Genomic DNA, 26,332 nt, shown 5'->3' on the forward strand with positions numbered 1-26,332 from the left:
TATACCGCAGGTAACAGGTGCAACTCCTGATATAGAGCGCAACTTCCGTCTCAGTCCGGCCGTTAAGGGGTCCGGACGTGCGGCGAAAGGACGACGGGTGTGACCCTGCGACAGATCCTGCGGCTGACTCCCTGGTCGGTCCGGCGACGGATCTTCGAGGCTGCCGAGACACGGCTCCTCCCCCGGATCGCCCCGGAGCGGCGACTCGGCTTTGCGCGTACCCTCATGCCGCTCGGACCGGCACCGGTCCCCGGGCGCAGGCGGCGCACCCGGCCCGGCACCCTCCGGGTCCGGACCGGCGACGGGTGGGTGATCGCCCGGGTCGCGGCCGACGCCTGCCCGGCCGGCGCCCGCCGGCACAACCTGGACCGGGTCGTCCGGGCCCTCGACCTGGCCGACGTCGACTGGTTCCGGGTGCCCGCACCCGACCCGCTGCGCACCGCCGTCGCGGTGCCCGCAAGCGACCGCGACCGGGTCCTGCGGCTGCTCCGGGAACTGGCCGCCGAAGACTCCGGCCGGTTCACCCCCGGCCCGAAGACCGCAGCCGTCTGCTGGCCGGTCACCGATCCCGGCGGCAACCTGGTGCTCGGCGCCGAACACGCCTGCGAGGTCGAGTTCTGGACCGGCGGCGCCGACGGCCGCCTGCACGCGCCACGCCGCAACCCGCTCGCCGACTCGGTGCCCGCCGATGAACCGCCCGTGATCGCCCCGGAGACGGTTTTCGGGCCGTTCAGCTCGCCCGGCGACAGCACCGGCTACCGCACCCGGCCGGCCTTCACCGGTGTCGACCCGGACCGCATCGACTTCCCGATCGACGTGGTCTACACCTGGGTCGACGGCGGCGACGAGGCCTGGCAACGGCGCAAGAGCCGGGCGCTGGCCGAGAACAGCTGGGTCGGCGAGATCAACGGGCAGGCCGCCAACGACTCCCGGTACGCCAGCCGCGACGAACTGCGGTACTCGATGCGCGCCCTGCACTGCTTCGCCCCGTGGGTACGCCGGATCTTCCTGGTCACCGACGACCAGGTGCCGGGCTGGCTCGACCTGTCGCATCCGAAGCTCACCCTGGTCGGCCACCGGGAGGTCTTCGGGGACACCGGGGTGCTGCCCACCTTCAACTCGCAGGCGATCGAGTCCCGCCTGCACCGGATCCCGGGCCTGGCCGAGCACTTCCTGTACCTCAACGACGACGTGATCCTGGGCCGCCCGGTCACCCCGGACCTGTTCTTCACCCCGGGCGGGCTGACCAAGTTCTTCCCGTCCACGCAGCAGGTGGACACCGCCCCGCGCGGTCCCGGCGACCGGCCCGCCGACTCGGCCGCCAAGAACAACCGGCGCCTCATCGAGGAGGCGTTCGGGCGGGTGCTGACCCGCAAGATGATGCACACCCCGCACCCGTCGCGGCGCAGTGTCATCGACGAGATCGAGAAGCGATTCACCGCGCAGGTCGCCGAGACGGCGGAGCACCAGTTCCGGCACCCGGACGACATCTCGCTGCTCTCGTCGCTGCAGCAGTACTACGCGTACCTGACCGGCCGGGCCGCGCCGGGCCGGATCCGGTACCTCTACACCGACCTGGCCGAGCCGCAGACCCCGTTCCGGCTGGCCCGGCTGCTGCGCGGGCGCAACGTGGACGCCTTCTGCCTCAACGACGTGGACGTGGCCGGCGCCGCGGTCGCCGACCAGGAGGCCCTGGTCGCCGAGTTCCTGCCGGCGTACCTGCCGTTCGTGTCGCCGTTCGAACTGAGCCATCCGCGTCCCGGCACCACCTCACTGGCGGCGGCGACCCGGACGGCCACCGCCCCACGACAGTCCCTACCTCCGAAACGCCCCATGCCTATGAAGGAGAGCTCGTGAGCTACGACGTTGTCATCCTCGGACTCGGATACGTCGGGTTGCCGCTCGCGCAGCAGGCGATCCGGTCCGGCATGTCGGTGCTCGGCTTCGACGTGAACGAGACCGTGGTGCGCGGGCTGGCCGAGGGACGCTCGCACGTGGACGACCTGGACGACGCGGACATCCGGGCGATGCTCGACGGCGGTTTCCGGCCGACCAGCGACGAGACCCTGATCGCGGAGGCCGCCGCCGCGGTGATCTGCGTGCCGACGCCGCTGTCCGAGGGCGACGGACCGGACCTGCGGGCCGTCCTCGGCGCCTCGGCGGCGGTCGGGCGCAACCTGCGCCCCGGCATGCTGGTGGTGCTGGAATCGACCACCTACCCGGGCACCACCGACGAGGAGGTACGCCCGCTGCTGGAGAAGTTCTCCGGCCTGACCGCGGGCATCGACTTCCACCTGGCGTTCTCCCCGGAACGGATCGACCCGGGCAACGAGACGTTCGGCGCGCACAACACCCCGAAGGTGGTCGGCGGCTACACCACGTCGTGCACCGACGCGGCCGCGGACTTCTACGGCCGATTCGTCGAGACGGTGGTCCGGACCCGGGGCACCCGGGAGGCGGAGACCGCGAAACTGCTGGAGAACACGTACCGGCACGTCAACATCGCCCTGGTCAACGAGATGGCCCGGTTCTGCCACGAGCTGGACATCGACCTCTGGGATGTGATCCACGCGGCGTCCACGAAGCCGTTCGGGTTCCAGGCGTTCTACCCGGGACCGGGCGTCGGCGGCCACTGCATCCCGATCGACCCGAACTACCTTTCGCATAATGTCCGCAGCAAGCTGGGTTACCCGTTCCGGTTCGTCGAGCTGGCCCAGGAGATCAACGCGACGATGCCGGCCTATGTGGCCCGCCGCGCCCAGAACCTGCTGAACGCGGACGGGCAGGCCGTCCGGGGCGCGACGATCCTGCTGCTGGGTGTCACGTACAAGCCGAACATCGCCGACCAGCGTGAGTCGCCGGCCACCCCGCTGGCCCGTCAGCTGGCCGGGCTGGGCGCTACGGTCGCCTATCACGACCCGCACGTGACGACCTGGAACGTGGGTGGGGTGCCGGTGTCCCGGACCGAGGATCTGGAGGGCGCGGTCACCTCGGCCGACCTGGTCATCCTGGTACAGAACCACCGCGAGTACGACGCGGAGAACCTCGCGAAGCTGGCGAAGCGCTTCTTCGACACCCGCGGTGTGACGGCCGCCCCGGAGGCCCACCGCCTCTGAACGCCGCCTCCCGAAAGTCACCACGCCTTTCGGGGTGTGGTGACTTTCGGCGTCCACGGCGCCCGAACTCAACACACCCCGAAAGGCGTGCTGACTTTCGGCGCCCACAGCACCCCAACTCAACACACCCCGAAAGGCGTGCTGACTTTCGGCGCCCACAGCACCCCAACTCAACACACCCCGAAAGGCGTGCTGACTTTCGGCGCCCACAGCACCCCAACTCAACACACCCCGAGAGGCGTGCTGACTTTGGGCGTCCACGGCGCCCGAACTCAACACGCCTGAGGGGTCAGGCGAAAGTCCAGCGGGAGTTGAGGACGTAGTTCAGCGCCGGGATGAGGACCAGCGCGACCGCCTGAACCAGCGGATAGGGACCGTGCAGCAGGTCGGCGCCCACCCACAGCACGACCGTGTTGAGGCTGAACGCCGCCGCCGTCACGGCCAGGAACCGGGGGCCGGCCGACAGGTGGCCGGCGCCCGAGCGGAACACCCAGGTGCGCTGCAGCGTGTAGGACACCACGATGCTGGCCAGGAATCCGATCGTCGACGCCGGGACCGGGGGCAGCCCGAGGTGATGGCCGCCCCAGCCCACGCCGAGATGGGTCACGGCGCTGAGTCCGCCGCTCACCCCGTACCGCAGAAGGCGCTCAACGCTCGGCACGCTGCTCGACCACCCACTGTTCGGGGATCGCGTCCCGGACGGTCCGTTCCTCGATCAGATAGCGGGGACGGCCGCGCACCTCCTCGTGGATGCGCGCCAGGTATTCGCCGATCACGCCCAGTCCGATCAGCACGAACGTGCCGGTGACCAGCAGCAGCAGGATGACCGTGGTGAAGCCGGCGACCGAGTGCCCGCTGACCCACCGGACCACGGTCTGCGCCCCGAGCAGCACCGAGAACACCGCGAACGCCAGTCCGGCGAGGGTGACCAGGTGCAGCGGCGCGGAGGTGAACGACGTCAGCCCGTTGACGGCCAGCCGGAACAGCGCCCGCAGCGTCCACCGGGACGCCCCGCCCGCCCGGTGGTCGATGTCCACCTCGACGGTCGCCCGGGTGAAGCCGATCCAGCTGCTGGTGCCGCGGAAGAACGACGAGTGTTCCGGCATCCGGTGCAGCGCGTCCAGGGCGGCCCGGCTGAGGAGCCGGAAGTCGGTGGCGTCGACGAGGTCGACCCGGGTGAGGCCGGTGAACGCCTTGTTGAACAGGCGGGAGCTGAGCCGGTTGCCGATCGACTGGCCGGTCCGGTTGCGTTTGACCGCTTCGACGACGTGGGCGCCGTCCTGCCATCGGCGGACCATGGCCGGGATGGCGGACGGCGGGTGCTGCAGGTCGGAGTCGATCACCACGACGGCGTCGCCGGAGGCGGCCTCGAGCCCGGCCAGCAGGGCGGACTCCTTGCCGAAGTTGCGCGACAGCCGGAGTCCGCGGACCCGCGGGTCGGCCTGCGCCTGTCCGACGATCCGGGACCAGGAGTCGTCGGCGGAGCCGTCGTCGATCAGGACCACCTCGTAGCGCAGGCCGGCCGGTTCGAGGACTTCGGCGATCCGGGCGACGAACTGTTCGACGCCCGGCCCCTCGTCGTAGATCGGTGCGACGACGGAGATCAGCGGGTCGGTCATGGCGTGTTCCCCCGGCAGAACGGGACACCGGCGAGGTCTTCGGCGGCGGTGTTCAGCGAATCGGTGTATCTCTGCTGTTTGGAGGGCTGGTCCTGCTGGCTGCGCAGGGCCTCGTCGAGCAGTGCGCAGCGCCGTGCGTCGCCGGCCCGGCCGCGTTCGAAGGCGCCCAGTGCCAGGGCGATCCGGTTGTCCAGCTGGGACGCCTCCCAGCCGGCCGCGGCGTCGGCGTAGGCCCGGTTGGCGGCGACGGTTCCGGTGGCGGCGAGCACGAGGACGGCCAGGACGAGGCCGGCGGAGCGTCGTCCGGTGCGGGCGGCGAACGCCAGCAGGGTCGCGACGAGCAGCATGCCGGCGGGGGCGGTGACCGCCGAGTCGCGCCAGCCCTGCTGCCAGAGGGCCGGTCCGGGGTAGTAGGTGTGGATCTCGACGCTGAGTGCCGCGGGCAGCGCCCCGAAGGTCAACAGAACCAGGGCGGTGAGGGCGAGACCTGCCAGGGCACGTCCGGCCGGGCGGTCCGCCTCCGGCGAGATCTTGAGGGTACGCAACGCGAGCACCGCCAGCACCAGGAGCGCCACCACCGGCAGGATGCCCCACGGCCAGCTCGCACCGGCCCGCTCGGTCGCTGCCGGCCAGGACATCGGCGGGGTCCAGGCGAGCATCCGGACCGGCAGCACCAGCAGGCTGTCCGGGTCCACCACCATGTCCGAACCGTGATAGCAACCTCCGTCGGCGCAGTACCCGCGGATCACCCACCGGACGGTCCCGAAGACCGGCAGGAACCCGGCCCAGAGCAGGGCGGCGAACCGTACGCCCGGCGAGCGCAGCAGTTCCCGCGCCCCTTGTCCGAGGACGAACCGGTTGCGCAGCAGCACCGCCGCGGTGGCCAGCGGCACGGCGAAGTAGGCGGGCTCGTTGTAGACCGCCAGCGCGCCGCCGGCGGTGACCGCGAACACCGCGTGCCACCACCGCATCCGTGCGAGCCGGCAGGCGGCCACCGCGACCAGCAGTACCAGCGCGGTGGTGCTCAGGTAGAGGCCGCCGAAGAGGGTGGTGGTGCTGTTGCGGCCGGCTGCGACGAAACCGGCGCCGACCGCGTACGGCAGCAGCAGCGCGACGACGGACGGTGCGGTGGTGAACATCCGCCCGCGGGTCAGCACGCTCTCGGCGAGCAGCACCACGGCGAACGTGACCGCGATCGCCGCGCCGAGCGTCACCAGGCGCAGCAGGACGGTGGCCGGCAGGTGCAGCTGCTGCATGCCGATGTAGACGAGCAGGTCGAGCGCCTTCTCGGTCATCCGTCCGAGGGGCCGGAAGTTGCCCAGCCGCAGGTAGGTCTCGGTGGTCGCGATGGTGTGCGTGATGATCCGCAGCGGGTCGTCGCGGAACAGGCCGCCGTGCCAGTAGAGGTTGAACCGCTGGTCTCCGCGGGGCGCCACGGCGGCCAGCGGCGCCAGCACCAGGAACGGCACCAGCAGGCAGCGGCGGACGACGTGCGCCCAGAGGCGGCGGCCGGGACGCGGGGAGTTCTCCAGCGTTCCCGGCCCCCGGCCGACGTCCGGTTGGTGAGGGATTGTAGCGGTTCCAGCGGTCACATCTGCTGCAACGACCGCTGCACCGGTGGGGTTGTGTCGGTTTTGCGAAGGAGCTCCGCCAATACCGGTGGATGATCAGGATCGACGAAGATCACCTGGGCGACGGTGTGGTCCCGGCACAGGTGGGCCAGCCGCTCGGCGAGCACCCCGTCCCACGGCCGGGCCGGCCGGTGCCGCTGCCAGGACTGCCGGTCCGGCAGGTACTCGATGATCAGCCCCACCTTGCGGAGCAGCGAGAACGACGGTTCGTCGGTGAGCACCACGGCCCGGTGGTCGGCCTCCACCAGCAGGCGCTGCTGGACGGCCAGCACGAACGAGCGCAGCGCCGGAAGGTCCAGGCCGAGGGCCACGTACAGATGCGTGGGCAGGGTCTTCGGGGTGGCCTTGCGGGTCTTGCGCGGCGACTTGGCCTTACGGCGGCGCACCCGGCTCGCCAGCCGGCGCAACAGCCGGGGCGAGGACCGCAACGGGTCACGGACGAACGACACCAGCGCCCGGCCCAGACGGTACGAGCCGCTGCCCCGCAACTGACGGACCATGGCCCGTTCCTCGTCACGTTCCTCGGCCGCGCCCGCATGGCGCTGCCGCCACGCGTCGCGTTCCTGCTCGACGGTCCGCAACCGGACCACGAGGGCCTCCATGCGGGCCGGTTCGAGCTCCTCGCCGAGCAGAGGCAGCGGGGTGGGCGTGTCGGACATGGTCACACTCCGGTTCGTACGGTTCGGTCGGCCAGTTCGACGAGCCAGTCCGCGGCCGCCGACGCGCCGTTGCCCGGCCCCACCTCGGCGCACCGGCGCCGCAGCTCGGCACGGACGTCCTCGCGGACCGCCTCGGCCAGCACCCGGTCCAGATCCTCGCCGTCCGGGTCCTCGACGATCAGCGCGGTGCCCGCCGCCGCGGCGAACCGGGCCCGGCTCACCTGGTCGTCCAGCGAGGTCTCCCGGTTCGGCACGAAGACGGTCGGCACCCCGAAGGCCAGCAGTTCGTGGAACGAGTTGTACCCGGAAGCGCTCACCACCAGGTCGAACCCCCGCAGATAGCGGCTGATCGGGTACACCTTGACCACCTGGGCGCCGGGCACCGGCGGCATCGGCTCGGTGGCGATCGCCGACTCGGCGAGCACCACCTGGAATCCCGACTCGCGCAGCTGCCGGGCGATCCGGGCAGCCGGCGAGGAGATGTCGTTGATGTTGCCCGCGCCGAGCTGCAACAGCGCGGCCGGGCGTTCCGGGTCGAGGTCGAGCGCGGCCCGGGCCGCCTCCGGCTCGGCCAGCTCGTGCCGGTCCAGATAGGTGATCGGGGCGACCCCGTGCGCCCGTCCGCGGTCCGGCACGGTCGGGCCCTCGTCGGCCGCCTCGGCGAACTCGCCCGGCTCGAGGATGCCGTCGAACACCTCGCCCTTGGCGATCCACTCCGCGCCGGTGTCGCGCCGCCACATCGGCCGGCGCACCCACACCCAGGTCACGTCCCGGCGGGCGGCGATGGCCTCGACGATGCCGTCGTGCGGCACGCTGTCGATCGCCACGACGGCCGGCCGGTACAGGTCGACCAGGTGCTCCAGACGGCTGCGCAGCATCGCGGTCCAGCGCTGCCGGGGCAGGCCGAGGACCGACCGGGACGGGATGTACTCGGTCAGGAAACCCTCCCGGTGCGCCACCGACACCCCGTGGGACTGGGTGGCGATCACCGCGGGCACGTCGGACGGCAGCCGCCGGCCGATCGCCATCAGCCGGGACAGGTGCCCGAGACCGACGCCGTTGTCGCTGACCAGCAGCACCCCGCGGGGCCGGCCGTCGGTCGGGTTCACGGTGGAACGCAGCAGCTCCAGCTCGCCGGGCGGGCGTACCTCACGGACCGCCAGCCGGGCCAGGTGCGACGGATAGCCGAACCGCCGCTCGACCAGGTCCCTCGCCTTGACCGCGACCGCGCGATAGCGCTCCGGGTCGGCGTGCAGCTCCCGGACCAGCGGCACCACCCCGGCCGGGGTGGTGTAGAGCGCGGCGTCGCCGAAGACCGGCCGGAAGTGCTCGCCGATCAGCACCGGTACGCCCGCCGCCATCGCCTCCATGATGGTCCGGCCGAACGCCTCGACCAGGTCCGGGTCGTGGAAGTAGACGAAGAAGTCGATCGTCTTGAGGAAGTCGCCCGGCGCCTCGGTCCCGAACTCGACGATCTCCCAGTTGACCGGGGTCCGCCCGAGACGCTCGGTCGCGATCTCGCCGCCGCCGAGCACCCGGACCCGGACGTCCGGCGCGTCCGGATAGGCCTGCAGCAATTCCTCGGTGGTCCGCGGCCACTTCACCGGGTCGGGCCGGCCGTGCCGCCCGATCACCGGCAGCTCACCGGAGGGCCCCGGTCGCTCCGACCACCAGTCCGCCACGTCGATGATCTCGTGCCAGTCGGTGCCCTCCAGCGGTGCGCCCGGCGCGGCCCGCAGCACCTCGGCGCGGACCTGGGTGCTGATCGGCGCCCACTCGATCGCGGTGCCGAAATAGCCCTCCAACCGGGTCCGGACCGCCGCGAAGTCGTAGTAGCGGGCCGGGTCGGCGGCGTCACCGGGCGCCTGGTTGAGCACCATCACGGTGCGCTCGGCCCGGATCCGGGGCGGTACGGCCAGGTCCTCGGTGAAGATCCGCGGCTGGCGGATCAGCAGCAGCCGGGCGTCGACCTGCTCACCGGCCGCGGCCAGCACCGCCAGGCCCTCGCGCAGCAGGTCGGTGATCAGCGGGTTGAACGGCCGGTCGTGCTTGAGGTGCGGCGACCGCACATGCACCAGAACCGTGGACAGCCCGGCCCGGGCCTGCGCGCGCACCTCGGCGGCCACGCTGGCCGAGGTGCCCCCCGGATACCGGAAGTCCGAGAGGATCGCCACGTCATGGACGTTCGCGGTCATGATGTGTTCTCCGATTCTCGGTGCCTCGATGTCCCGCGGGAACAACGAACGGCCTTCGCCCGGCGTCACGCACGTGACCGGTGACACGTTGATCCCCTCGACGACGACACCTAGCGGCAGGGACCCCATGCGCAGGCAACACACCACTCCGGACGCGTACGGCGCGGACCTGTTGGATCAACAGTGGCGGGCCATGACGGCGGGCGGGCCGGCGGGACCGGCCACGGCCGCCCTGCACACCCGGTCGGCGGCGGCACGGACCGTCCTCGGGTACGCGGCCGCCCGCCGCCGGGTCGACGACCTGGTCGGCGGAGCACACGACGGACGGCTGTTCCCGGACGCCGACCCCTGGGCGCTCGGCGAGCTGGCCCGGGTCATCGCCTGCCAGGACCTGTTCCCCGGTGACCGGACCGACGCCCTGGCACTGTTCGACTCGCTGCTGCGCACGTTCGGCGCGGCCGGCGTGGCCCCGGCACACCAGGGGGTGCACGCCCAGCTGGCGTTCGCCCTGGGCGAGCCGGTCCGCACCGCGAAACTGCTCGCCGACTACCCGGAGGTGCCCGAGGCGATCCGGGTGGCGCTCGGCGTCGACCTGGCCGCCGAGGAGGACTGGCCGGCCCGGTTCGGCGAGCTGCTGCCGGCGCCGGGACTGACCGTGACCACGGGTGACGCGAGCCGGTTCGACCGGATCCGCTCGAACACCGCGGCCCGGAACGGCTCCCCGCACCGGATCACCACGATCGTGACCACGTACCGGCCGGGGACGGCGCTGCTCACCACGGTCCGGTCGCTGGTGGCGCAGAGCTGGACCAACCACGAGATCCTCGTCGTCGACGACGGCTCCGGTCCGGGATACGACGTCGTGCTGGACCGGGCGGCCAAACTGGACCCCCGGGTACGGATCCTGCGGATGCCCGCCAACGGCGGCACCTACCAGGCCCGCAACATGGCGCTGAACGCCGCGTCCGGCGAGTTCGTGACGTTCCAGGACTCCGACGACTGGTCGCACCCGCTGCGCCTGGAACGGCAGGTCGCCCCGCTGCTCGCGGAGGAGTCGCTGGTCGCGACCACCTCGGTGGGCGTCCGGGTCACCGAGGACCTGGTGGTGTCCCGGCTGGGGCACCCGGAGTTCCGGTCGTACAACCTGTCGTCGCTGATGATCCGGCGGGACGCCGCACTGGCCCGGCTCGGTTACCTGGACACCGTCCGCAAGGGCGCCGACGCCGAGTACGTGGAACGCGCCCGTGCCGTCTTCGGCCGGCCCGCGGTCCGGCATCTGGGTGGCGAACCGCTCGCCCTGATCCGGCTCAGCCCGGGTTCACTGTCCAGCGCCGACATCGCGGCCGGCTGGATGCATCCGGCGCGGCACGCGTACCTGTCGGCGTTCCAGGCCTGGCACCGGCACGTGGCCGCCGGACGGGCCGACGCGTTCCGCCCGATCACCCCGGACACCCGGGTCTTCGCGGCACCACGCCGGCTCGCCGGGGACGCCAAGGAGCGCCGCCGCGTCTACGACACGGTGCTGGCCGGCGACTGGACCGCGCACAGCGACACCGACTGGCCGGCCGCCGAGCGGGTCCACGCGTACGCCCAGCCCGGACGTTCGGTGGCGCTGCTGCACCTGGACGCCCTCGGCAAGGTCACCGGGAAGCCGCCGGCCCTGAACCGGACCCTGCAGGAGATGCTGAACACCGGCACGGTCGAGCAGATCGTGCTCACCGACGAGGTGCACGCCCGGCTGATCGTGGTGAACGACCCCGCGCTCCTGGCCTTCCCGCCCGGGTACTCGTCGGCGGTCCGCGCCGACCGGGTGGTGGTCGAGGCCGACCCGGCGTGGGCCCGGGCCGCCGGTGTCTGCGCGTCCGAGGCCCGCCGTCTGTTCGGGGTGGAGCCGTCCTGGGCGCCGGCCGGTCCCGCCGAGCGGTTCGCGCTGGAGACCGGGCCGTTCGGGGACCGGCTCGCCGAGGCCGACCTGCCCGGCACGGTGAACCTGCGGCAGTGGCGTCTGCACCGGCCCGGTCCGCGCGGCGACCGCCCGGTGCTCGGCCTGCTCTGGTCCGGCGACGCGGCGGCCTTCGCCCGGCTGCGGGAGATCCTGCCGGCCGCCGGGGCCCTGGACGTGCGCCTGCTGGACCGCAGCGGCACCGTGACCGACCCGCGCCGGGGCTGGCTGGTGTACGGCCCGGACGACGTCGACACCCGCGGCTTCCTCCACCAGCTGGACTTCTACCTGCACATGCCGTCCGACGAGGAGGCGGTGACCGCCTGCCCGGAGCTGCTGATCGCGCTGGCCGCCGGGTGTGTTCCGGTGCTGCCGATGCGGTACGCGACCACGTTCGGCACGTCCGCGCTGTACTGTGCGGCGGACGAGGTGCCCTCGGTGGTGGAGCGGCTGCACCGCAAGCCGCGGGCGTTGCGGGCGCAGAGTGCCCGGGGCGTCGACTTCGTCTGGCGCAACCACCACCACGACCGGTACGCGGAGGCGATCGCCGCGCTGCTCCAGCCGGCGACCTGACGCCGCCGCGTCGCCGCGCCGCGCCGGCGACCTGATGTCGCCGTGCCGACGCGCCGCCCCGGCGACCTGATGTCGCCGTGCCGACGCGGCGCAGCGGCGACCTGACGGAGACGACAGCACACCCGGCCGGGACCAGGTCCCGGCCGGGTGTTCGCCGATGTGCGGTGCACAGACACCGGTCCGCGGTGTCCCCGCGGCAGGGGCGCCTACTTCTTCCGGTCCCGGTGCCCGACCCAGGGCAGGCGGCTGTCCAGCAACGGCGCGACCAGGCGCACGAACGCCTCGGTCAGATGGTTGCTGTCCCGGTAGACCAGGGTGTTGCCGACCACCAGCGGGCAGCTGTCGGAGCTGCACATCCACGGCAGCGGGTCCACCACCAGCGCACCGGCCCCGACCGCCGTGGACCGCTGGATCCGCCGCCAGCGGGGTTCCATCACCACCTGCTGGGCCGCGCCGGCGCAGCTGCCGATCGCGGTGGACCGGCTGGTCAGGCAGTCGACCGGCTCGGCGGTGAAGTACGGCGTGTCGCCGATGACCGCCACCGCGCCGGCGTGGTCGCGCAGCTCGCCGAGGGTCTTCTTCCAGCCGTCGCGCCACACCGCGTCCGGGTCGCCCGGCGCGTCGGCGAGCAGGTCGCGGTAATTCACGCTGGACGAGACGACGACCAGGTCGGGCTTCAGCCGGCCGATCCGGTCGATCATCTGGTCGCGCCAGGTGTCGCACTCGTCGTACCGGCGCTGGGTGCGGCGTTCGATCAGTGCCACCGCTGCCGGGCTGCAGGCGCTGCGGGTGTAGACCTCGAGCCGCCAGCCGCGCCGCTGGGCCGAGTCGGCCAGGGCCGGGAACCACTGCAGGGCGTGCGAGTCACCGAAGAGCACGACCGTACGGTCGGCCTTCGCATCGCTGTAGACGCAGTCGCCCTTGGGTTTGAACGGTCCGGTCAGCCCGACGTGGCAGCCGTCGTCCTGCGGGGGCAGGCTCTGCCGGGCGACCATCGACAGCGCCGGGGTCAGGTTGCCCGGCAACGTGCCGGCCGACAGCGACGACGTCACCAGCCGCCGCAGCTCCAGCTCCCGGTTCGGGGCCTGCGAGATGATCCGCTGCGCGTCGGCCACCGCCGCGCCGGTCGGCACCACCGGTGGGAAGAGCAGGCCGAACGCCGCCGCCGCGGCCGCGGTGCCGGACAACCCGAAACCGAGCAGCAGGCCCCGGCGCGGCACCGCGGTCAACGGCTTCAGGTAGCGGACCGGGTTCTCCACCAGGTGGTGGCTCAGGAAGGCGAGCAGCAGCGCACCCAGCGCCAGCAGGCAGCGCGCGACCAGACCGGTCGGTGCCAGGAACAGCAACGGCCAGTGCCACAGGTACCAGCCGTAGGACATCCGGCCGAGCCAGCGCATCGGCGCGGCCTCCAGCAGCCGGCTGCCCCGGGCCGCGATCACCGCGAGGGTGCCCAGCACCGGCAGCAACGCCGCCGTACCGGGGAACGGGGTGGCCCCGTCGAAGAAGACCGCACCGGCCAGGATCGCGCTGCCACCCACCCAGCACAGCGCCGGGCGACGCCGTGACGAGCTGGCACCGAACGCCAGCAGGGCGCCCGCACCGAGCTCCCAGGCCCGGCTGAGCGAACCGAAGTACGCCCACGACGCGGCCCGGTCCAGCTCCCGGGTGCTGTACCAGAACGACACGCAGACCAGCACCAGCAGCACCGGCACCACCACCCGGCGCCGTCCCCGGCCGGCCCACATCAGCAGCACCAGCAGCACCGGCCAGACCAGGTAGAACTGCTCCTCGACGGCGAGCGACCAGAAGTGCTGGAACGGCGAGGGCGCGCTGCCGGCGAAATAGTCGGTGCCGACCTCGGCAAGACGCAGATTCATCGTGTACGTGGCCGCGGCCAGCGCGTCCATCGCATGCTCGGTGAACCGGGGCGCCGGTGCCAGGAACCAGCTGCCGGCCAGGGTCGCCAGCGTCACCAGGGTGGCGACCGGCAGCAGCCGGACCGCCCGGCGGGCGTAGAAGCGGGCCAGCCGGAGCCGACCGGTGGAGGCCACCTCGCGCCGCAGCAGCGAGGTGATCAGGAACCCTGAGACGACGAAGAAGACGTCGACGCCGACATAGCCGCCGGCCAGGCCGGGTACGCCCACGTGGGCCAGCACCACCAGGAGCACCGCGACGGCCCGCAGGCCCTCGATGTCGTCGCGGTGGGCCGGGCGGTGCGCGGCGATGACCGCCGGGGCGCGGGGGCCGCGGCGGGTCAGCGTCGTGGTCATCGATCAGCCGGCGAAACGGGTCAGCCGTGCGCGGCGGCCATTGCGGCCGGCCGGACGAAGGAGAGCACCGCGTGCCGGCCGAGCAGTTCGCCCTCCCGGGTCAGGCCCTCGAACCGCTGGGTCCAGGCGGCCATCGCGGCCTGTTCGTCCTTGCGCCCGGCGTCGTCGAAGACGATCGTCGCCCGGTCCGCCAGGCGCTTCTCGATCACGTACAGGGCCGGGTAGCGGGCGTCCGCGCCGATCGCCGCGGGCGGGCCGTCGATCAGCACGAAGTCCACGTCGGTCAGGTCGGACAGGACCTCCGGGTCGTACCAGGGGTACTCGCGGCCCTCCACCGGGACCGGGGTGAGCGGCGCGTCGCGGACCTCGGCGACACCGCTGAGACCGTGCGCCTCCAGAGCGTCCCGGGTCCGCCGCGCGTACTCCGCGTCGTGGTCCAGCGAGATCAGCCGGCCGCCGGCCTTCTCCAGGGCGTACGCGATCCACACCGTGGACGTGCCGCTGCCCAGTTCGAGCACCCGCCGCGGTTGCCGGGTCCGGATCAGGTGCAGCACCTCGAGCAGGTCCGTCGGGTTCAGCGCGTAGTCGCCGGAGGACGGCATCGGCGCCCGCGGCACGAAGCCCTGGAACAGCTGGACGGTCGCCTCCAGCTCACGCGGCAGGGTGAGCAGCTGCGCGGCACCGGCCTTGCGGTCGGTGACCTGCTTGACCCGGGCGATCGCCTCGGCCAGTTCCAGGTGCCGGTCGCCGGCGGTGAGACGTTCCCGCTCCACCGCGGCGACCAGGCGCCGCTGCATCTCCTCCACCGTCGTCCGCAGGTCCTTCTGCGCGGCCACCCCGGCCCGCTGCACCCGGGACAACCGGCGGAAGAGCATCAACAGCGCGGACAGGATCACGCCGGTCAGGGCGGCGAAGAGCGCCGCGGACACCCGGCCGTACCCGGTGAGCGCGGTCGCCGCGGCCCCCGCGCACAGGGCGCCGACCACGAACAGGGCCACTACCTGCCGTCCGGAAAGGCGCGGCAGCCGGCGGGTCACCCGACGGCCGATTCGGGACAGGTTGCTCATCGGGAACTCCTCATCGCTACATTCACCCTCGGTAACGCTGCTGATCGCGCCACCGTTACGCCCCGTCGGCGGGCACCCGCTGCGCCGGAGCGCCGGAGGTGGCCCGGACCAGGGCGCCGATCCGCTCGGCGAAAGCCTGCGGATGGTGTTCCCGGGCGATCGCCGACCGGGCGCGGCGGCTCTGGTCGGCGTACCGGCGGGGTTCGGACTGGAAACGCCGGATCACCGCGGGTACGTCCGACGGCCGGCAGGCCACCGCGGCGGGGCCGAACGCCGGCCCGAGACGTTCCGGGACCAGCACCACGCACCCGGTGGCGGCCGCCTCCAGGGCCGGCCGGGACAGCAGTTCCGCGGTCTGCTCCGGTGGGAAGTGCAGATAGAAGTCGAGCTGCGCGACGAAGGTCCGCGGGTCCAGGTCGGACGCCTCGTAGACCAGCCAGGACCGGGGCAGCCCGGCCGGGCGGACCGAGGTCTCCGGCAGCCGCAGGCGTACGTCCGCGTCCTTGCAGCGCCGCGGGACGGTGAGCGCGGCGGCCACGTCGAGCGGCCACTCACCGGCGTCGCACAGGTCGGTGCCGGCCACCGGCGGGGCGGCCGGATCGGGCAGCGGCCGCGCGACGTCCTGGAGTTCGGCGACGGCCGGCAGGTCGTACTCCGTCAGGTCCGCACCCTCCAACGCGGCGCGGACCCCGGCGTCCTGCGGGCACCAGAGGGGTTCCGCGCCGAACAGGCGCTTCGCGGCGTCGGTGGCCGCCGGCACCGTGTACCGCCGGTCGCTGCCGTCCTGCCGGGCCGGCGCCCGGTCGGCGACGATCAGCAGCCGGCGCGGGCGTACCCGGCAGCCGTCCTCCGGCGCGAATTGCAGCACCTCCGGCTGGCGGACCAGCAGCACCGCGGCCTCGACCTCGTCGGTCTCCAGGACCTGGTCCAGCCGACCGGTATTGATCATCTGCTGGACGGTGCCGCTGAGCGAGCGGCGCAGCCGGTGCACCGACCGCATCGACTCCAGGTGCAGGATCGCCACCGACAACCCGGCCCGGCGCAACGCCCGGACCTCGGCCAGCGCGGCCCGCTGGACACCGGCCAGGAACCGCCAGTCGGCGGCCACCACCACGTCGTAGCGGCGCGCGGGGGCGCCGCCGGTGAGGTGGGCCGGCGCCACGAACGCCCGGTCCGGGCCGCCGCGCTCCTGGCGCAGCGGCACCCCGGAGGCGTGCCAGCAGCGGTACGCCGACATGTACGCGGTCCGCGCCGGATGCATCCAGTACGCCCGGATCTCGGCCCGCGACAGCGAGCCCTCGGAGAGCCGGATCAGGGCCAGCGGACGGGCCACCCGGGCCACCGACCCCGGCCCGAAGGTCTTCTCGATCCGCTCGGCGAACTCGGAGTCGGCGGCCTTGCGGACGTGGTCGAACCAGCCGATCCGGAAGGTCACCGGTTCCCGGCGGAACAGCAGCGACGAGACGTTGACGCGCAGCCGGCGGATGCCGGGACGGGTCATCACCAGCTGGTCGGTGACGCTGATGCCCTCGGAGGTGCTCGCGACCACCGCTTGGTCGGCCAGCAGCGGGGCGAGCTGCAACTCGATCCGCCGGGGATGCGACCAGTCGTCGGAGTCCTGGAAGGTGACGAACTCGCCGCGGGCGGCCTCGACACCGGCGTTGCGGGCCGCGTACGTGCCGGCGTTGGCGGGCAGGCGCAGCAGGCGGACCCGGCCGTCCAGCGACTCCGCCTCGGCGAGCACCTCGTCGTGCTCCGGCGGTGAGGCGTCGTCCACCACGATCACCTCGAGGTTGCGCCACGACTGCGCCAGGACCGACCGGACCGCGGTGAGCAGACCGGGACCGGGACGGTACGCGGTCACCACCACCGACACCCGCGGACCGGTCGGCTCGACCGGGATGTCCACCATCGCGGTCAACCGGTCGAACGGCGGCAGCTCCGACCCGGCGGTCAGGGCCGGGCGGGGCGACGGGAAGAGCGCGCCGAACCGGGCCAGCCAGGTCTCCTCCGGGGCGGATCCGCCGGCGTACGGGTTCGCCAGATCGATCTCCAGCGTCTCCCGGGCCGCCCGCGGCATCCGCCGGTACGCCCGGAGCAGCGCCCTCGCCCGGTCCGGGCCCTGCCAGGCGTACGCCAGCTGGGCGTGCAGCGCCTGATGGGCCGGCGGCAGAGCGGCGGCGCCGAGTGCCGTGCGGATCAGCTCGTACAGGGCGAGCGCGTCCCCCCGGTCGGTGGGCAGCTCCTCCTGCAGGGCGATGGTCTGCGCCAGCCCGGCCAGCAGGTCCGGCCGGGCACGGCGGCGCAACCGGCGCAGGCGCCGGGCGTCACCGTCCCGCGCCGCGGTGAGTAGTTCGTCCAGTGTCACGCCGGCGCCCACGCCCGCCCGGGCCAGCACCTGGCGGGCGGCCACCGAGCGGTTGCGCATCGCGGCGTTCGGCAGCGAGAGTTCCGCCCCGGCGCCGGCCAGCGTGACGTGATCGTCCAGCAACGCAACAGGCTGCGCCTCGGCCATCGACTCTCCGTCCGTACCCGAAATGTCGATCAGCTCAACGCCGGGCGCGGCTCGGGGTGACGCTCAGACGGCGGCCAGGACCGCGGCCTCCATCCGTTCCCGGGTGGTCTCGTCGGACCAGGCCCCGACCAGGTAGAAGGCGTCGACGACGTCACCACCGAGGGTGGAGATGCGGGCGGCGCGGATCTCACCGCCGGCTTCGTCGATGGCGTTGGTCACGCGGTAGAGCAGTCCGGGTGAGTCGGCGGCGCGCAGTTCCAGCACCACCGCGTCGGTGGCCACGTCGCGCTGCCAGACCACCCGGGGCGAGGCGGTGCCGCCGCGGGCGCTCATCGCCCGGGCCCGGACCCGCTGCGTCACCGACACGTCGCCGCCGGCCACCCGGCGCAGGTCCGCGGCGAGTGAGACCGGCTCGTACGGCGAGCCGTACCGCGGCGAGGTGTAGAACTCGACGATGGCCCGGTTGTCGACGGTGATGGTGTTCGCGCCGATCACGTCCAGCCGGTGCATGGCGAGGCAGGCGGCCACCGCGGCGAGCAGGCCGCGGCGGTCGGCGGCGGCGACCGCCACCCGGTCCCCGTCCAGGTGCACGGCCGGCAGGTCGCCGGCGAGCAGTTCCGGGTCCGGTGCGGGCGGTTCGGGCAGCGCTCCGGTGTCCAGCGCGGTGTGCACCCGCCGGACCAGTTCGGCGAGCAGCCGGCTCTTCCAGTCCGACCAGGCGGCCGGCCCGGTGGCGTGCGAGTCGGCCCGGGCCAGCGCGTGCAGCAGGTCGAGGGTGGCCGGCTCGCCGACCGCGGCGGCCACCGTGGAGATGGTCTTGGGGTCGCTCAGGTCGCGGCGGGCGGCCACGTCCGGCAGCAGCAGGTGCAGGCGGACCATCTTCTCGATGGTCGCCACGTCCGGCGCGGGCAGACCGATCCGTCCGGCGATCTCGGCGGCGATCGGCGCGCCGACCACACTGTGGTCACCCGGCAGGCCCTTGCCGACGTCATGCAGGAACGCGCCGATCAGCAGCAGGTCGGGGCGGTCCACCTCGCGGGTGAACCGGGTGGCCTCGTAGGCGGCCTGCACCAGGTGCCGGTCCAGGGTGTACCGGTGGATCGGGTGGTGCTGCGGCAGGCTGCGCATCCGGGCCCACTCGGGCAGCCAGGCGTCGATCAGGCCGTACCGGTCGCAGGTCTCCCAGGCGGGCAGCAGACCCGGACCGGAGCCCAGCAGGGTGACCAGCGCCGCGCGGGCCGTGTCCGGCCACGGTGTGGGCAGCGGCGGGCAGAAGGCGGCCAGCCACTCGCAGGTGGCCCGGGCGATGGGCAGTTGGGCGGCGGCGGCCGCGGCGGCCACCCGCAACGAGAGGCTGGGGTCCGGGACCGGGCCGATCGCGGTGCGGGCCAGCACCAGCTCGCCGTCCTGCTCCACCACGTCCCGGGCGACCGGCCGGCGGTGCGGCTGCGCGGGCGGTCCGCCCCGGCGGCGTCCACCGCGCAGGCGGTCGATGGCACGCCAGGCGTCGTCGACGGCGTGCGCGACGGTACGGGCATCACTCGACACCCGCCGCAGCAGCGTGTCCGGGTCCTCGATCTCGAGCAGTTCCGCGACGGCGGCCCGTTCCTGCGCGACCAGCCGGTCCACCCGGCGGCCGACGGCGAGGTGCAGGGCGTCACGGGTGTCCAGCAGGCGCAGGCCGGCGGCCCGGACGGCGGGCCGCAGGTCGGCGACGCCGGCCCGGCTGATGCCCCGCAGCAGGGTGACGTCGCGCAGCCCGCCGGACGCCTCCTTGAGGTCGCCCTCGAGCAGGAAGGCCAGCTCGCCGTGGCTGCTCCAGCGGGTGGCGGTGACCTCGCGCAGCGGCGGCATCAACCGCATCGCGGTGCGCCGCCACTGGTCGCCGGCCGCGGCGATCAGTTCGGCGGAGAGTGCCGGGTCGCCGGCCAGGTGCCGGGCGTCGAGCAGGCCGAGGGCGACCTTCACGTCGTCGTGCGCGACGGAGAGCGCTTCGGGGACGGTACGCACCGAGTGGTCCAGCCCGAGGCGGGCGTCCCAGATCGGGTACCACAGGGCCGACGCGATCCGGTCGATCCCGGCCGTGCCGCGGTGCAGCAGGACCAGGTCGAGATCGCTGTACGGCGCGCAGTCGCGGCGTCCCAGGCCGCCGACCGCGATCAGGCTGACGCCGGGCAGGTGGGACGGGAAGAGTTCGCCCAGCCATACGTCGAGCGCCGCCGCCCGCTGGTCGCGGGCGGCGGCGCCGATGTGTGCACGCAGTTTGTCGAGGGAGCCGCCGGCACTCGGGCGGGCCGGTGGCGCCGGCGGCTCACTCAACGGGTTGGTCATGTCGGTCAGAGCGCGTCGAGGCCGCGTTCGCCGGTCCGGACCCGGACGACGTCGTCGACCGACGTCACCCAGACCTTGCCGTCGCCGATCTTGCCGGTCCGCGAGGCGGAGACCACCGCGTCCACGATCTTCTCGACGTCGATCTCGTCGGTCAGCACCTCGACCTTGATCTTCGGCAGGAACTCGACCGTGTACTCGGCGCCCCGGTACACCTCGGTGTGGCCCTTCTGCCGGCCGTAACCCTGCACCTCGCTCACGGTGAGACCGGCGACGCCCAGGGCGTGCAGAGCCTCCTTCACCGCATCGAGCTGGTAGGGCTTGATGACTGCGGTCACCAGCTTCATGCTCAGTCCTTCCATCGGAGCAGCCATCAGAACTTAACCGGAAACCTTCTCCGTCACCGGAGCATCCTCGGCCGGCGGCGTGACGCCCGGCTTGATGCCGGCCATCGCGAACGCTCCACCGGAACCGCTGCCACCGGAGGGCGACAGGTCGTACGCGCTCTCGGCGTGCTCGGCCAGGTCGATGCCGTCGACCTCTTCCTCCTTGGAGAGGCGGAAGCCGATGGTCTTGTTGATCACGAAGCCCAGGATGAAGGCGACCACGAAGGAGTAGACCGTGACGATCAGGGCGCTGAGAGCCTGGATGCCCAGCTGGGTGACGCCGCCGCCGTAGAACAGGCCCTCGTTGGAGACCAGGGCGTTGACGTCGCTGGTGCCGAAGAGGCCGATCCAGAGGCAGCCGATCCAGCCGCCGACGAAGTGCACGCCGACCACGTCGAGCGAGTCGTCGATGCCGAGCTTGTACTTCAGGCTGATCGCCAGGGCACAGACCAGACCGGCGACGAGGCCGAGCAGGGTGGCCGCCCAGGGGGCGACGAAGGCACAGGCCGGGGTGATGGCGACCAGACCGGCGATCGCACCGGAGGAGGCGCCGACCAGGGTGGGCTTGCCGTCGCGGATCTTCTCGACGATCAGCCAGCCGAGGACCGCGGCGGCGGTGGCGAGCTGGGTGTTGATGAAGGCCAGACCGGTGACGGCGTCGGCGGTGAGCTCGGAGCCGGCGTTGAAGCCGAACCAGCCGAACCAGAGCAGACCGGCACCGAGGGCGACGAACGGCACGTTGTGCGGCTTCATCGCCTCACGCGGCCAGCCGGCCCGCTTGCCGAGCACGATGGCCAGGGCCAGTGCCGCGGCGCCGGCATTGATGTGGACCGCGGTACCACCGGCGAAGTCCAGCGCGCCGAGGTCGAAGATGAAGCCACCGCCCCAGACCCAGTGGGCGACCGGGAAGTAGACCAGGGTGGCCCAGGCTCCGGCGAAGACCAGCCAGCCGCCGAACTTGGCGCGGTCGCTGATCGCGCCGCTGATCAGGGCGACGGTGATGATCGCGAACATCATCTGGAACGCCATGAAGACGTACAGCGGGATGCCGGTGCCGCTCGGGTTCTCGTCGCTGGCGCCCCACAGGTCGCCCGCGCCGAGGAAGGTCTTGGTGCCCAGATAATCACCGATGTTGCCGATGACGTGGCCGACGTCCGAGCCGAAGGCCAGGGAGAAGCCGTAGAAGAACCAAAGTACGGAGATGAGCCCCATCGCACTGAAGCTCATCATGATCATGTTCAAAACACCCTTGGACCGGTTGAGGCCGCCGTAGAACAGCGCCAGTCCAGGGGTCATCAGCAGAACGATCGCGCTGGAGATGAGCAGCCAGGCGGTGTTGCCAGTATCGATCGTCGGTTCAGGCACGCTGGCCTCCTTGAGTCGGAACCCTCCTTCCCGGCTCAGCATGGCGTCAGCGCCCCCTGGCCGGATGCTGCGGAAGCTTTCCGGTCCCCTGTTTCGCGCACCGTCGCGAGCCGATTACCGGCAAGTGACGGCGTGTTTCCGACGTGTGAAGAAAGCCTCACAGTAGTCCGTTCGGGCAGGTCCAAACCTACCGAAGGGCGTATTCAAGGGTGTGCCGCTCGTAATCGAGCAACCGAAGGTCCCGCATCGGGCGGCGCAGATGGCCCTTGTGCACGATCCGGACGAACGCCGGGTCGCCGGCCGCGGCCATCCGCCGGATGCCTTCCACGTGGTCGACGATCCTCTTACGGATCGTCCGCACCAGGCGGTGCCGGTCCCGGGGGATCAACCCGTAGGCGTCGGCGAACAGCCGCAGCCGCCGCGGACGGTTCGGCCGCTTCCACCCCAGGGTGTAGGAGTCGCGGTCACTGAAGAGCGGCACCCAGGTCCACGCCGCGTACGCCACGTCGTAGAGCCGTGAGCCCGGCGAAGCGAGGTCGAAATCGATCAGGGACAGGGTGCCGTCCGGCCGCCAGACGACGTTGTGCGGCGCGGCGTCGTGGTGACAGATCACCTCGGTGTCCGGCGGCGGCGGCCCGAGCGAACGCCAGACCGCACCCGGCGGGGGCACGAAACCGTACTGGGCGTCGTGGAACATCCGCAGCATCGTGCCGACGGTGACCAGCGCCTCCTCGGTCACCCAGTGTGGCGCCAACGGATACTCGCCGCACTCGCCGTCCAGGTAGGAGAGGACCTCACGGCCCTTCTCATCCATCCCGTACGCGTGCGGCGACCCGGTGAATCCGACCCGCTCCAGATGGTTGAGCAGCGCGTGGACCGCGGGTGTCCACGGTCCGGCGTTGCGCCGGACCGTGTCACCGATCTTGGACACCGTGCTGACGTTGCCACCGTGCAGCGGGATCTCGCGCACCGGCTCCTGCGTCACTCACGCCCTCCCGGCATCCGACGAGTGTTTCGTCGTGGCTTGTGTAACCACGACGTGAACGAGCCTACGCGTCACCGTCGAGAAGGGCTTCGACGAACGCGGCCGGTTCGAACGGAGCGAGATCGTCCGGTCCCTCTCCGAGACCGACGAGCTTGACCGGAATCCCCAGCTTGCGCTGCACAGCGATGACGATGCCACCCTTCGCGGTCCCGTCGAGCTTCGTCAGCACCACTCCCGTGACATCCACCACCTCGGTGAACACCCGGGCCTGCTCCAGACCGTTCTGCCCGGTCGTGGCATCGAGCACGAGGAGCGTCTCGTCGACCGGACCGTGCTTCTCCACCACCCGCTTGACCTTGCCGAGCTCGTCCATCAGGCCGACCTTGTTCTGCAGGCGGCCGGCCGTGTCGATCAGGACGGTGTCCACCGAGGTCTCGATACCGCGCTTCACCGCGTCGAAGGCCACACTGGCCGGGTCGCCGCCCTCCGGGCCGCGGACCGTCTCCGCACCGACCCGCTCGCCCCAGGTGCTCAGCTGCTCCGCGGCCGCGGCCCGGAACGTGTCGGCCGCGCCGAACAGCACGCTGCGCCCGTCGGCGATCAGCACCCGGCCGATCTTGCCGCAGGTGGTGGTCTTGCCGGCGCCGTTGACACCGACCACCATCACGACGGCCGGGCGGCCCTCGTGCGGCTGGGTCTTCAGGCTGCGGTCCATGTCCGGCTCGAGTGCCGCGACCAGCTCCTCGGCGAGCTGCGCCCGCACCTCGGAGACGGTCCGGGTGCCGAGGATCCGGACCCGCTCACGCAGCCGCTCGACCAGCACCTGGGTGGCCTCGACCCCGACGTCGGCGGTGATCAGGCTGTCCTCGATCTCCTCCCAGTCGTCCTCCTCCAGGTGGTCCCGGGAGAGGACGCTGAGCAGGCCCCGGCCCAGCGCGTTCGAGCGGGCCAGACGGGCGCGCAGCCGGACCAGGCGGCCCGCGGTCGGTGCCGGCCTCTCCAGCTCGGGAGCCGTCTCGGGTGCGGGCTCCGGCTCGACGACCACCGGAGTGGGCTCGGGCTCGACGACGACCGGCGGCGTGGCCGGGCGCTCGATCAGCGGCGGCAGCTCGTCGGTGGGCGGGACCACGGGCGTGGTCGTGGGCGGCTCCGCGGGCGGGCGCTCCAACGTCGTGGTCGATCCCCCGGCGGGCGGCGGGATCTCCTTGCGGCGCATCTTCGGGACCACCAGCCCGACCGCGCCGACGACCAGGACCACGAGCAGGATCACTGCGGCGACCACGTATTCCATTCCCGAATCCTGACAGATGAGCCGTGCGGCCGTGGCGGAGGCCACGCACTGGCGGTGCCGCCCCTGGGTAACAGAGGATGGGACACCCCCGACAACCAGCGTGGAGGCTCTCCCATGCGTCACACCCCCCGACCGCTCCGGTGAGCGCCCGTCTACTCATCGGCCCTGTGCTGCGCCGTGTCGTCGACGTGCGCGCCACCCTCTGGCTGGAGACCAGCGCGCCGGCACGGGTGCGGGTCGAGGTGGAGGGCGGCGGCGCCGGCTCCGCCGACACCTTCTCGGCGTACGGGCACCACTACGCGCTCGTCGTCGTGGCCGGCCTGACCCCGGACTCGGCGCACCCCTATCGGGTGTTCCTGGACGATCGTGTGGTGTGGCCCGAGGAGGAGTCGCCGTACCCGGCACCGGTGCTCCGGACCCGGCAGGCCGACGACCACGATCAGCCGGTGAGTCTGCTCTTCGGCTCCTGCCGCGAGGCGACGCCGCAGTCGTCGCGCAAGAAGCTGCCGCCGGACGCGCTGGACGCGTACGCCCGGCGGCTGATGGCCGATCCGCAGGCCCGGCCCGACCAGATCGTCCTGCTCGGCGACCAGGTGTACGCGGACGAGACCTCGGCCCAGGTCCGCAGATATCTGCGCCGTCGCCGGGGTGGTGAGCACCACGGCCCCGAGGACCAGGTCGTCTCCTTCGAGGAGTACACGAAGCTCTATCTGGAGTCGTGGCGTGACCCGGAGGTCCGCTGGCTGCTCTCCACCGTCCCCAGCGTGATGATCTTCGACGATCACGAGATCATCGACGACTGGAACACCTCGGCCTCCTGGCGCGCCGACATCTCCCGGCAGCCCTGGTGGCGGGAACGGATCTCGGCCGGGCTCGCCTCCTACTGGATCTACCAGCACATCGGCAACCTCAGCCCGGACGAGCTGGCCGCCGACCCCCTGTTCCAGAAGGTGACCTCGGTCGACGACGCCACCGACCTGATGCACGACTTCGGGCTGACCGTCGACGAGCCCGAGTCGGCGGAGAACCTCGACCAGCCGTACCAGTGGAGCTTCGCCCTGGACATCGGCCGCACCCGGCTGGTGGTGCTGGACAACCGCTGCAACCGGGTACTCACACCGGGCGCACGGGCCATGCTGCCGGCCAGCGAGTGGTCCTGGTTCCTGGACCGGGCACACGGCGACTACGACCACCTGGTGGTCGGCTCGTCGCTGCCCTGGCTGATGCCGCCCGCCATCCACCACCTGGAGGCGTGGAACGAGCGGATCGCCGAGTCGCCCGACACCCGGACCGCGGCCTTCGGCGAGCAGGTACGCCGGGCCTTCGACCTGGAGCACTGGGCGGCGTTCGGCAAGTCCTTCGACGCGCTGGGCGAACTGTTCCGGCGGCTCGGCGAGGGCGGGCCGGACGCACCGGGACACCGGGTCGGCGCCGGTGGGGCGTACGCGGCCCCGGCCTCGATCAGCGTGCTCTCCGGCGACGTGCACCACTCGTACGTGGCCCGCGCCGACTTCGGGCACGCCATGGCCACCCCGGTCTACCAGTTGACGTGCTCGCCGATCCACAACGCGGTCCCGGCCCCGATGCGCCCGCTGATGCGGGTCGCCTGGTCCCGGGCGGTGGCCCGGATGGTCCGCGGACTGTCCAAGGCGGCCGGTGTCCGCAAACCGGCGATCCGCTGGAAGCGGCGGGCCGGCCCGTACTTCGGCAACGCGGTCGGCACCCTGACCCTGGACGGCGTCAAGGCCACCGCCCGGATCGAGGGCACCAGCACCGACGGTGACCTGTTCGACGTGGCGGCCGTCTCGTACCACCCCTGAAACCGGTGGCGGGCACCCGCGGCGCTGGTCCAGGATGTCGAGTTGTGACTTCCTGGACCGCGCCCGAGGCGCACCGTGTCGACGAACCACTGACCGGCGACGAGCGCGCCATGCTCCAGGGCTGGCTGGACTGGCACCGGCAGACCCTGGTCGGCAAGTGTGCCGGCCTCACCGCCGAGCAGCTGCGGACCGCCGCCGTCGAGCCGTCGAACCTGACCCTGCTCGGCCTGCTCCGGCACATGACCGACGTCGAGCGGGCCTGGTTCCGCCAGCGCGCGGCCGGCAACCCGGACCTGCCGGACCTCTACGGCACCCCGGAGCAGCCGGACGCCGACTTCGAGAACGTGGCGACCGCCGACGCCGCCGCGGATCACGCCGCCTTCCTGGCGGAGCTGCCGCTGGCCGACGCCGCGGTGGCCGGCCTGCCGCTGGAGGCCGAGTTCATCAACCCCCGGGGCAAGACGATGAGCGTGCGCTGGGTCTACCTACACATGATCGAGGAGTACGCCCGGCACAACGGTCACGCCGACCTGCTGCGCGAACGCATCGACGGCGTGACCGGGGACTGAG

Annotated in this window: 18 protein-coding genes; 5 read left to right on the forward strand and 13 right to left on the reverse strand. The window is 72.4% G+C overall.

The features are described 5' to 3' along the window. The first annotated feature begins 99 nt into the window (after positions 1-99). Positions 100-1,857, forward strand: coding sequence for a stealth family protein (locus QSK32_RS25910; protein WP_045741419.1), 1,758 nt, complete (start codon positions 100-102; stop codon positions 1,855-1,857). Next, entirely contained in the window at positions 1,854-3,116 is a 1,263-nt protein-coding gene (locus QSK32_RS25915) for a nucleotide sugar dehydrogenase (protein WP_045741418.1), read from the forward strand. The genes QSK32_RS25910 and QSK32_RS25915 overlap by 4 nt, the downstream gene beginning before the upstream one ends. Positions 3,117-3,405: 289 nt before the next feature. Here the strand turns inward: QSK32_RS25915 and QSK32_RS25920 are convergent, their stop codons facing one another. From QSK32_RS25920 to QSK32_RS25940, 5 genes are read right to left on the reverse strand one after another with little or no spacing between them, the layout of a single operon-like run. Then, entirely contained in the window at positions 3,406-3,777 is a 372-nt protein-coding gene (locus QSK32_RS25920) for a GtrA family protein (RefSeq protein ID WP_045741417.1), read from the reverse strand. Beyond that, positions 3,764-4,735, reverse strand: a complete 972-nt coding sequence (locus tag QSK32_RS25925; protein ID WP_285473395.1) for a glycosyltransferase family 2 protein — start codon at positions 4,733-4,735, stop codon at positions 3,764-3,766. The genes QSK32_RS25920 and QSK32_RS25925 overlap by 14 nt, the downstream gene beginning before the upstream one ends. Beyond that, entirely contained in the window at positions 4,732-6,327 is a 1,596-nt protein-coding gene (locus tag QSK32_RS25930) for a hypothetical protein (RefSeq protein WP_285473396.1), read from the reverse strand. Before QSK32_RS25930 ends, QSK32_RS25925 begins: the two co-directional genes overlap by 4 nt. Next, complete coding sequence (locus QSK32_RS25935) at positions 6,324-7,025, reverse strand: hypothetical protein (protein ID WP_045741414.1); 702 nt, start codon at positions 7,023-7,025, stop codon at positions 6,324-6,326. The genes QSK32_RS25930 and QSK32_RS25935 overlap by 4 nt, the downstream gene beginning before the upstream one ends. Before the next feature lie 2 nt (positions 7,026-7,027). Further along, entirely contained in the window at positions 7,028-9,220 is a 2,193-nt protein-coding gene (locus QSK32_RS25940) for a glycosyltransferase (RefSeq protein ID WP_045741539.1), read from the reverse strand. A 127-nt stretch (positions 9,221-9,347) separates the two neighbouring features. Here QSK32_RS25940 and QSK32_RS25945 point away from each other — a divergent pair, with 127 nt between their 5' ends. Further along, the gene (locus QSK32_RS25945; protein ID WP_285473397.1) at positions 9,348-11,735 is read left to right on the forward strand and encodes a glycosyltransferase family A protein; all 2,388 of its coding nucleotides are present in this window, start codon (positions 9,348-9,350) and stop codon (positions 11,733-11,735) included. A gap of 206 nt (positions 11,736-11,941) precedes the next feature. Here QSK32_RS25945 and QSK32_RS25950 read toward each other — a convergent pair whose 3' ends face one another. The 8 genes from QSK32_RS25950 to ftsY form a co-directional block, all read right to left on the reverse strand. Continuing rightward, positions 11,942-14,005: an acyltransferase family protein gene (locus QSK32_RS25950; RefSeq protein ID WP_285473398.1), complete on the reverse strand. Its 2,064-nt coding sequence runs from the start codon at positions 14,003-14,005 to the stop codon at positions 11,942-11,944. A 20-nt stretch (positions 14,006-14,025) separates the two neighbouring features. Next, positions 14,026-15,072: an O-methyltransferase gene (locus tag QSK32_RS25955; RefSeq protein WP_045741412.1), complete on the reverse strand. Its 1,047-nt coding sequence runs from the start codon at positions 15,070-15,072 to the stop codon at positions 14,026-14,028. Between the two features lie 55 nt (positions 15,073-15,127). Further along, positions 15,128-17,587, reverse strand: coding sequence for a glycosyltransferase family 2 protein (locus QSK32_RS25960; protein ID WP_285473399.1), 2,460 nt, complete (start codon positions 17,585-17,587; stop codon positions 15,128-15,130). Positions 17,588-17,650: 63 nt separating this feature from the next. Next, positions 17,651-19,918 (reverse strand): [protein-PII] uridylyltransferase, encoded by a 2,268-nt coding sequence (locus QSK32_RS25965; RefSeq protein WP_083448902.1) that lies wholly within the window; start codon positions 19,916-19,918, stop codon positions 17,651-17,653. A gap of 5 nt (positions 19,919-19,923) precedes the next feature. After that, positions 19,924-20,262, reverse strand: a complete 339-nt coding sequence (locus QSK32_RS25970; RefSeq protein WP_045741536.1) for a P-II family nitrogen regulator — start codon at positions 20,260-20,262, stop codon at positions 19,924-19,926. Positions 20,263-20,295: 33 nt separating this feature from the next. Continuing rightward, positions 20,296-21,666 carry an ammonium transporter gene (locus QSK32_RS25975; protein ID WP_045741535.1) on the reverse strand — a complete coding sequence of 457 codons (1,371 nt, stop codon included), beginning with the start codon at positions 21,664-21,666 and terminating at the stop codon, positions 20,296-20,298. Positions 21,667-21,853: 187 nt separating this feature from the next. Next, positions 21,854-22,651 carry an aminoglycoside phosphotransferase family protein gene (locus QSK32_RS25980; RefSeq protein ID WP_045741410.1) on the reverse strand — a complete coding sequence of 266 codons (798 nt, stop codon included), beginning with the start codon at positions 22,649-22,651 and terminating at the stop codon, positions 21,854-21,856. Positions 22,652-22,715: 64 nt separating this feature from the next. Continuing rightward, positions 22,716-23,942: a signal recognition particle-docking protein FtsY gene (gene ftsY / locus QSK32_RS25985; RefSeq protein ID WP_285473400.1), complete on the reverse strand. Its 1,227-nt coding sequence runs from the start codon at positions 23,940-23,942 to the stop codon at positions 22,716-22,718. A gap of 140 nt (positions 23,943-24,082) precedes the next feature. Here ftsY and QSK32_RS25990 point away from each other — a divergent pair, with 140 nt between their 5' ends. Beyond that, complete coding sequence (locus QSK32_RS25990; protein ID WP_045741408.1) at positions 24,083-25,762, forward strand: alkaline phosphatase D family protein; 1,680 nt, start codon at positions 24,083-24,085, stop codon at positions 25,760-25,762. Between the two features lie 110 nt (positions 25,763-25,872). Further along, positions 25,873-26,331, forward strand: a complete 459-nt coding sequence (locus tag QSK32_RS25995; RefSeq protein ID WP_285473415.1) for a DinB family protein — start codon at positions 25,873-25,875, stop codon at positions 26,329-26,331. Position 26,332: the final 1 nt, after the last annotated feature.

The sequence above is a fragment of the Actinoplanes sp. NBRC 101535 genome, assembly GCF_030269225.1.
GTDB lineage: Bacteria > Actinomycetota > Actinomycetes > Mycobacteriales > Micromonosporaceae > Actinoplanes > Actinoplanes rectilineatus.

Coding starts and splice junctions, on each gene's coding strand:
- QSK32_RS25935 (WP_045741414.1), bottom strand. CDS start 7,025: ATGTCCGACACGCCCACCCCGCTGCCTCTGCTCGGCGAGGAGCTCGAA.
- QSK32_RS25945 (WP_285473397.1), top strand. CDS start 9,348: ATGCGCAGGCAACACACCACTCCGGACGCGTACGGCGCGGACCTGTTG.
- QSK32_RS25940 (WP_045741539.1), bottom strand. CDS start 9,220: ATGACCGCGAACGTCCATGACGTGGCGATCCTCTCGGACTTCCGGTAT.
- QSK32_RS25995 (WP_285473415.1), top strand. CDS start 25,873: ATGCTCCAGGGCTGGCTGGACTGGCACCGGCAGACCCTGGTCGGCAAG.
- QSK32_RS25925 (WP_285473395.1), bottom strand. CDS start 4,735: ATGACCGACCCGCTGATCTCCGTCGTCGCACCGATCTACGACGAGGGG.
- QSK32_RS25960 (WP_285473399.1), bottom strand. CDS start 17,587: ATGGCCGAGGCGCAGCCTGTTGCGTTGCTGGACGATCACGTCACGCTG.
- QSK32_RS25955 (WP_045741412.1), bottom strand. CDS start 15,072: ATGAGCAACCTGTCCCGAATCGGCCGTCGGGTGACCCGCCGGCTGCCG.
- ftsY (WP_285473400.1), bottom strand. CDS start 23,942: ATGGAATACGTGGTCGCCGCAGTGATCCTGCTCGTGGTCCTGGTCGTC.
- QSK32_RS25965 (WP_083448902.1), bottom strand. CDS start 19,918: ATGACCAACCCGTTGAGTGAGCCGCCGGCGCCACCGGCCCGCCCGAGT.
- QSK32_RS25970 (WP_045741536.1), bottom strand. CDS start 20,262: ATGAAGCTGGTGACCGCAGTCATCAAGCCCTACCAGCTCGATGCGGTG.
- QSK32_RS25950 (WP_285473398.1), bottom strand. CDS start 14,005: ATGACCACGACGCTGACCCGCCGCGGCCCCCGCGCCCCGGCGGTCATC.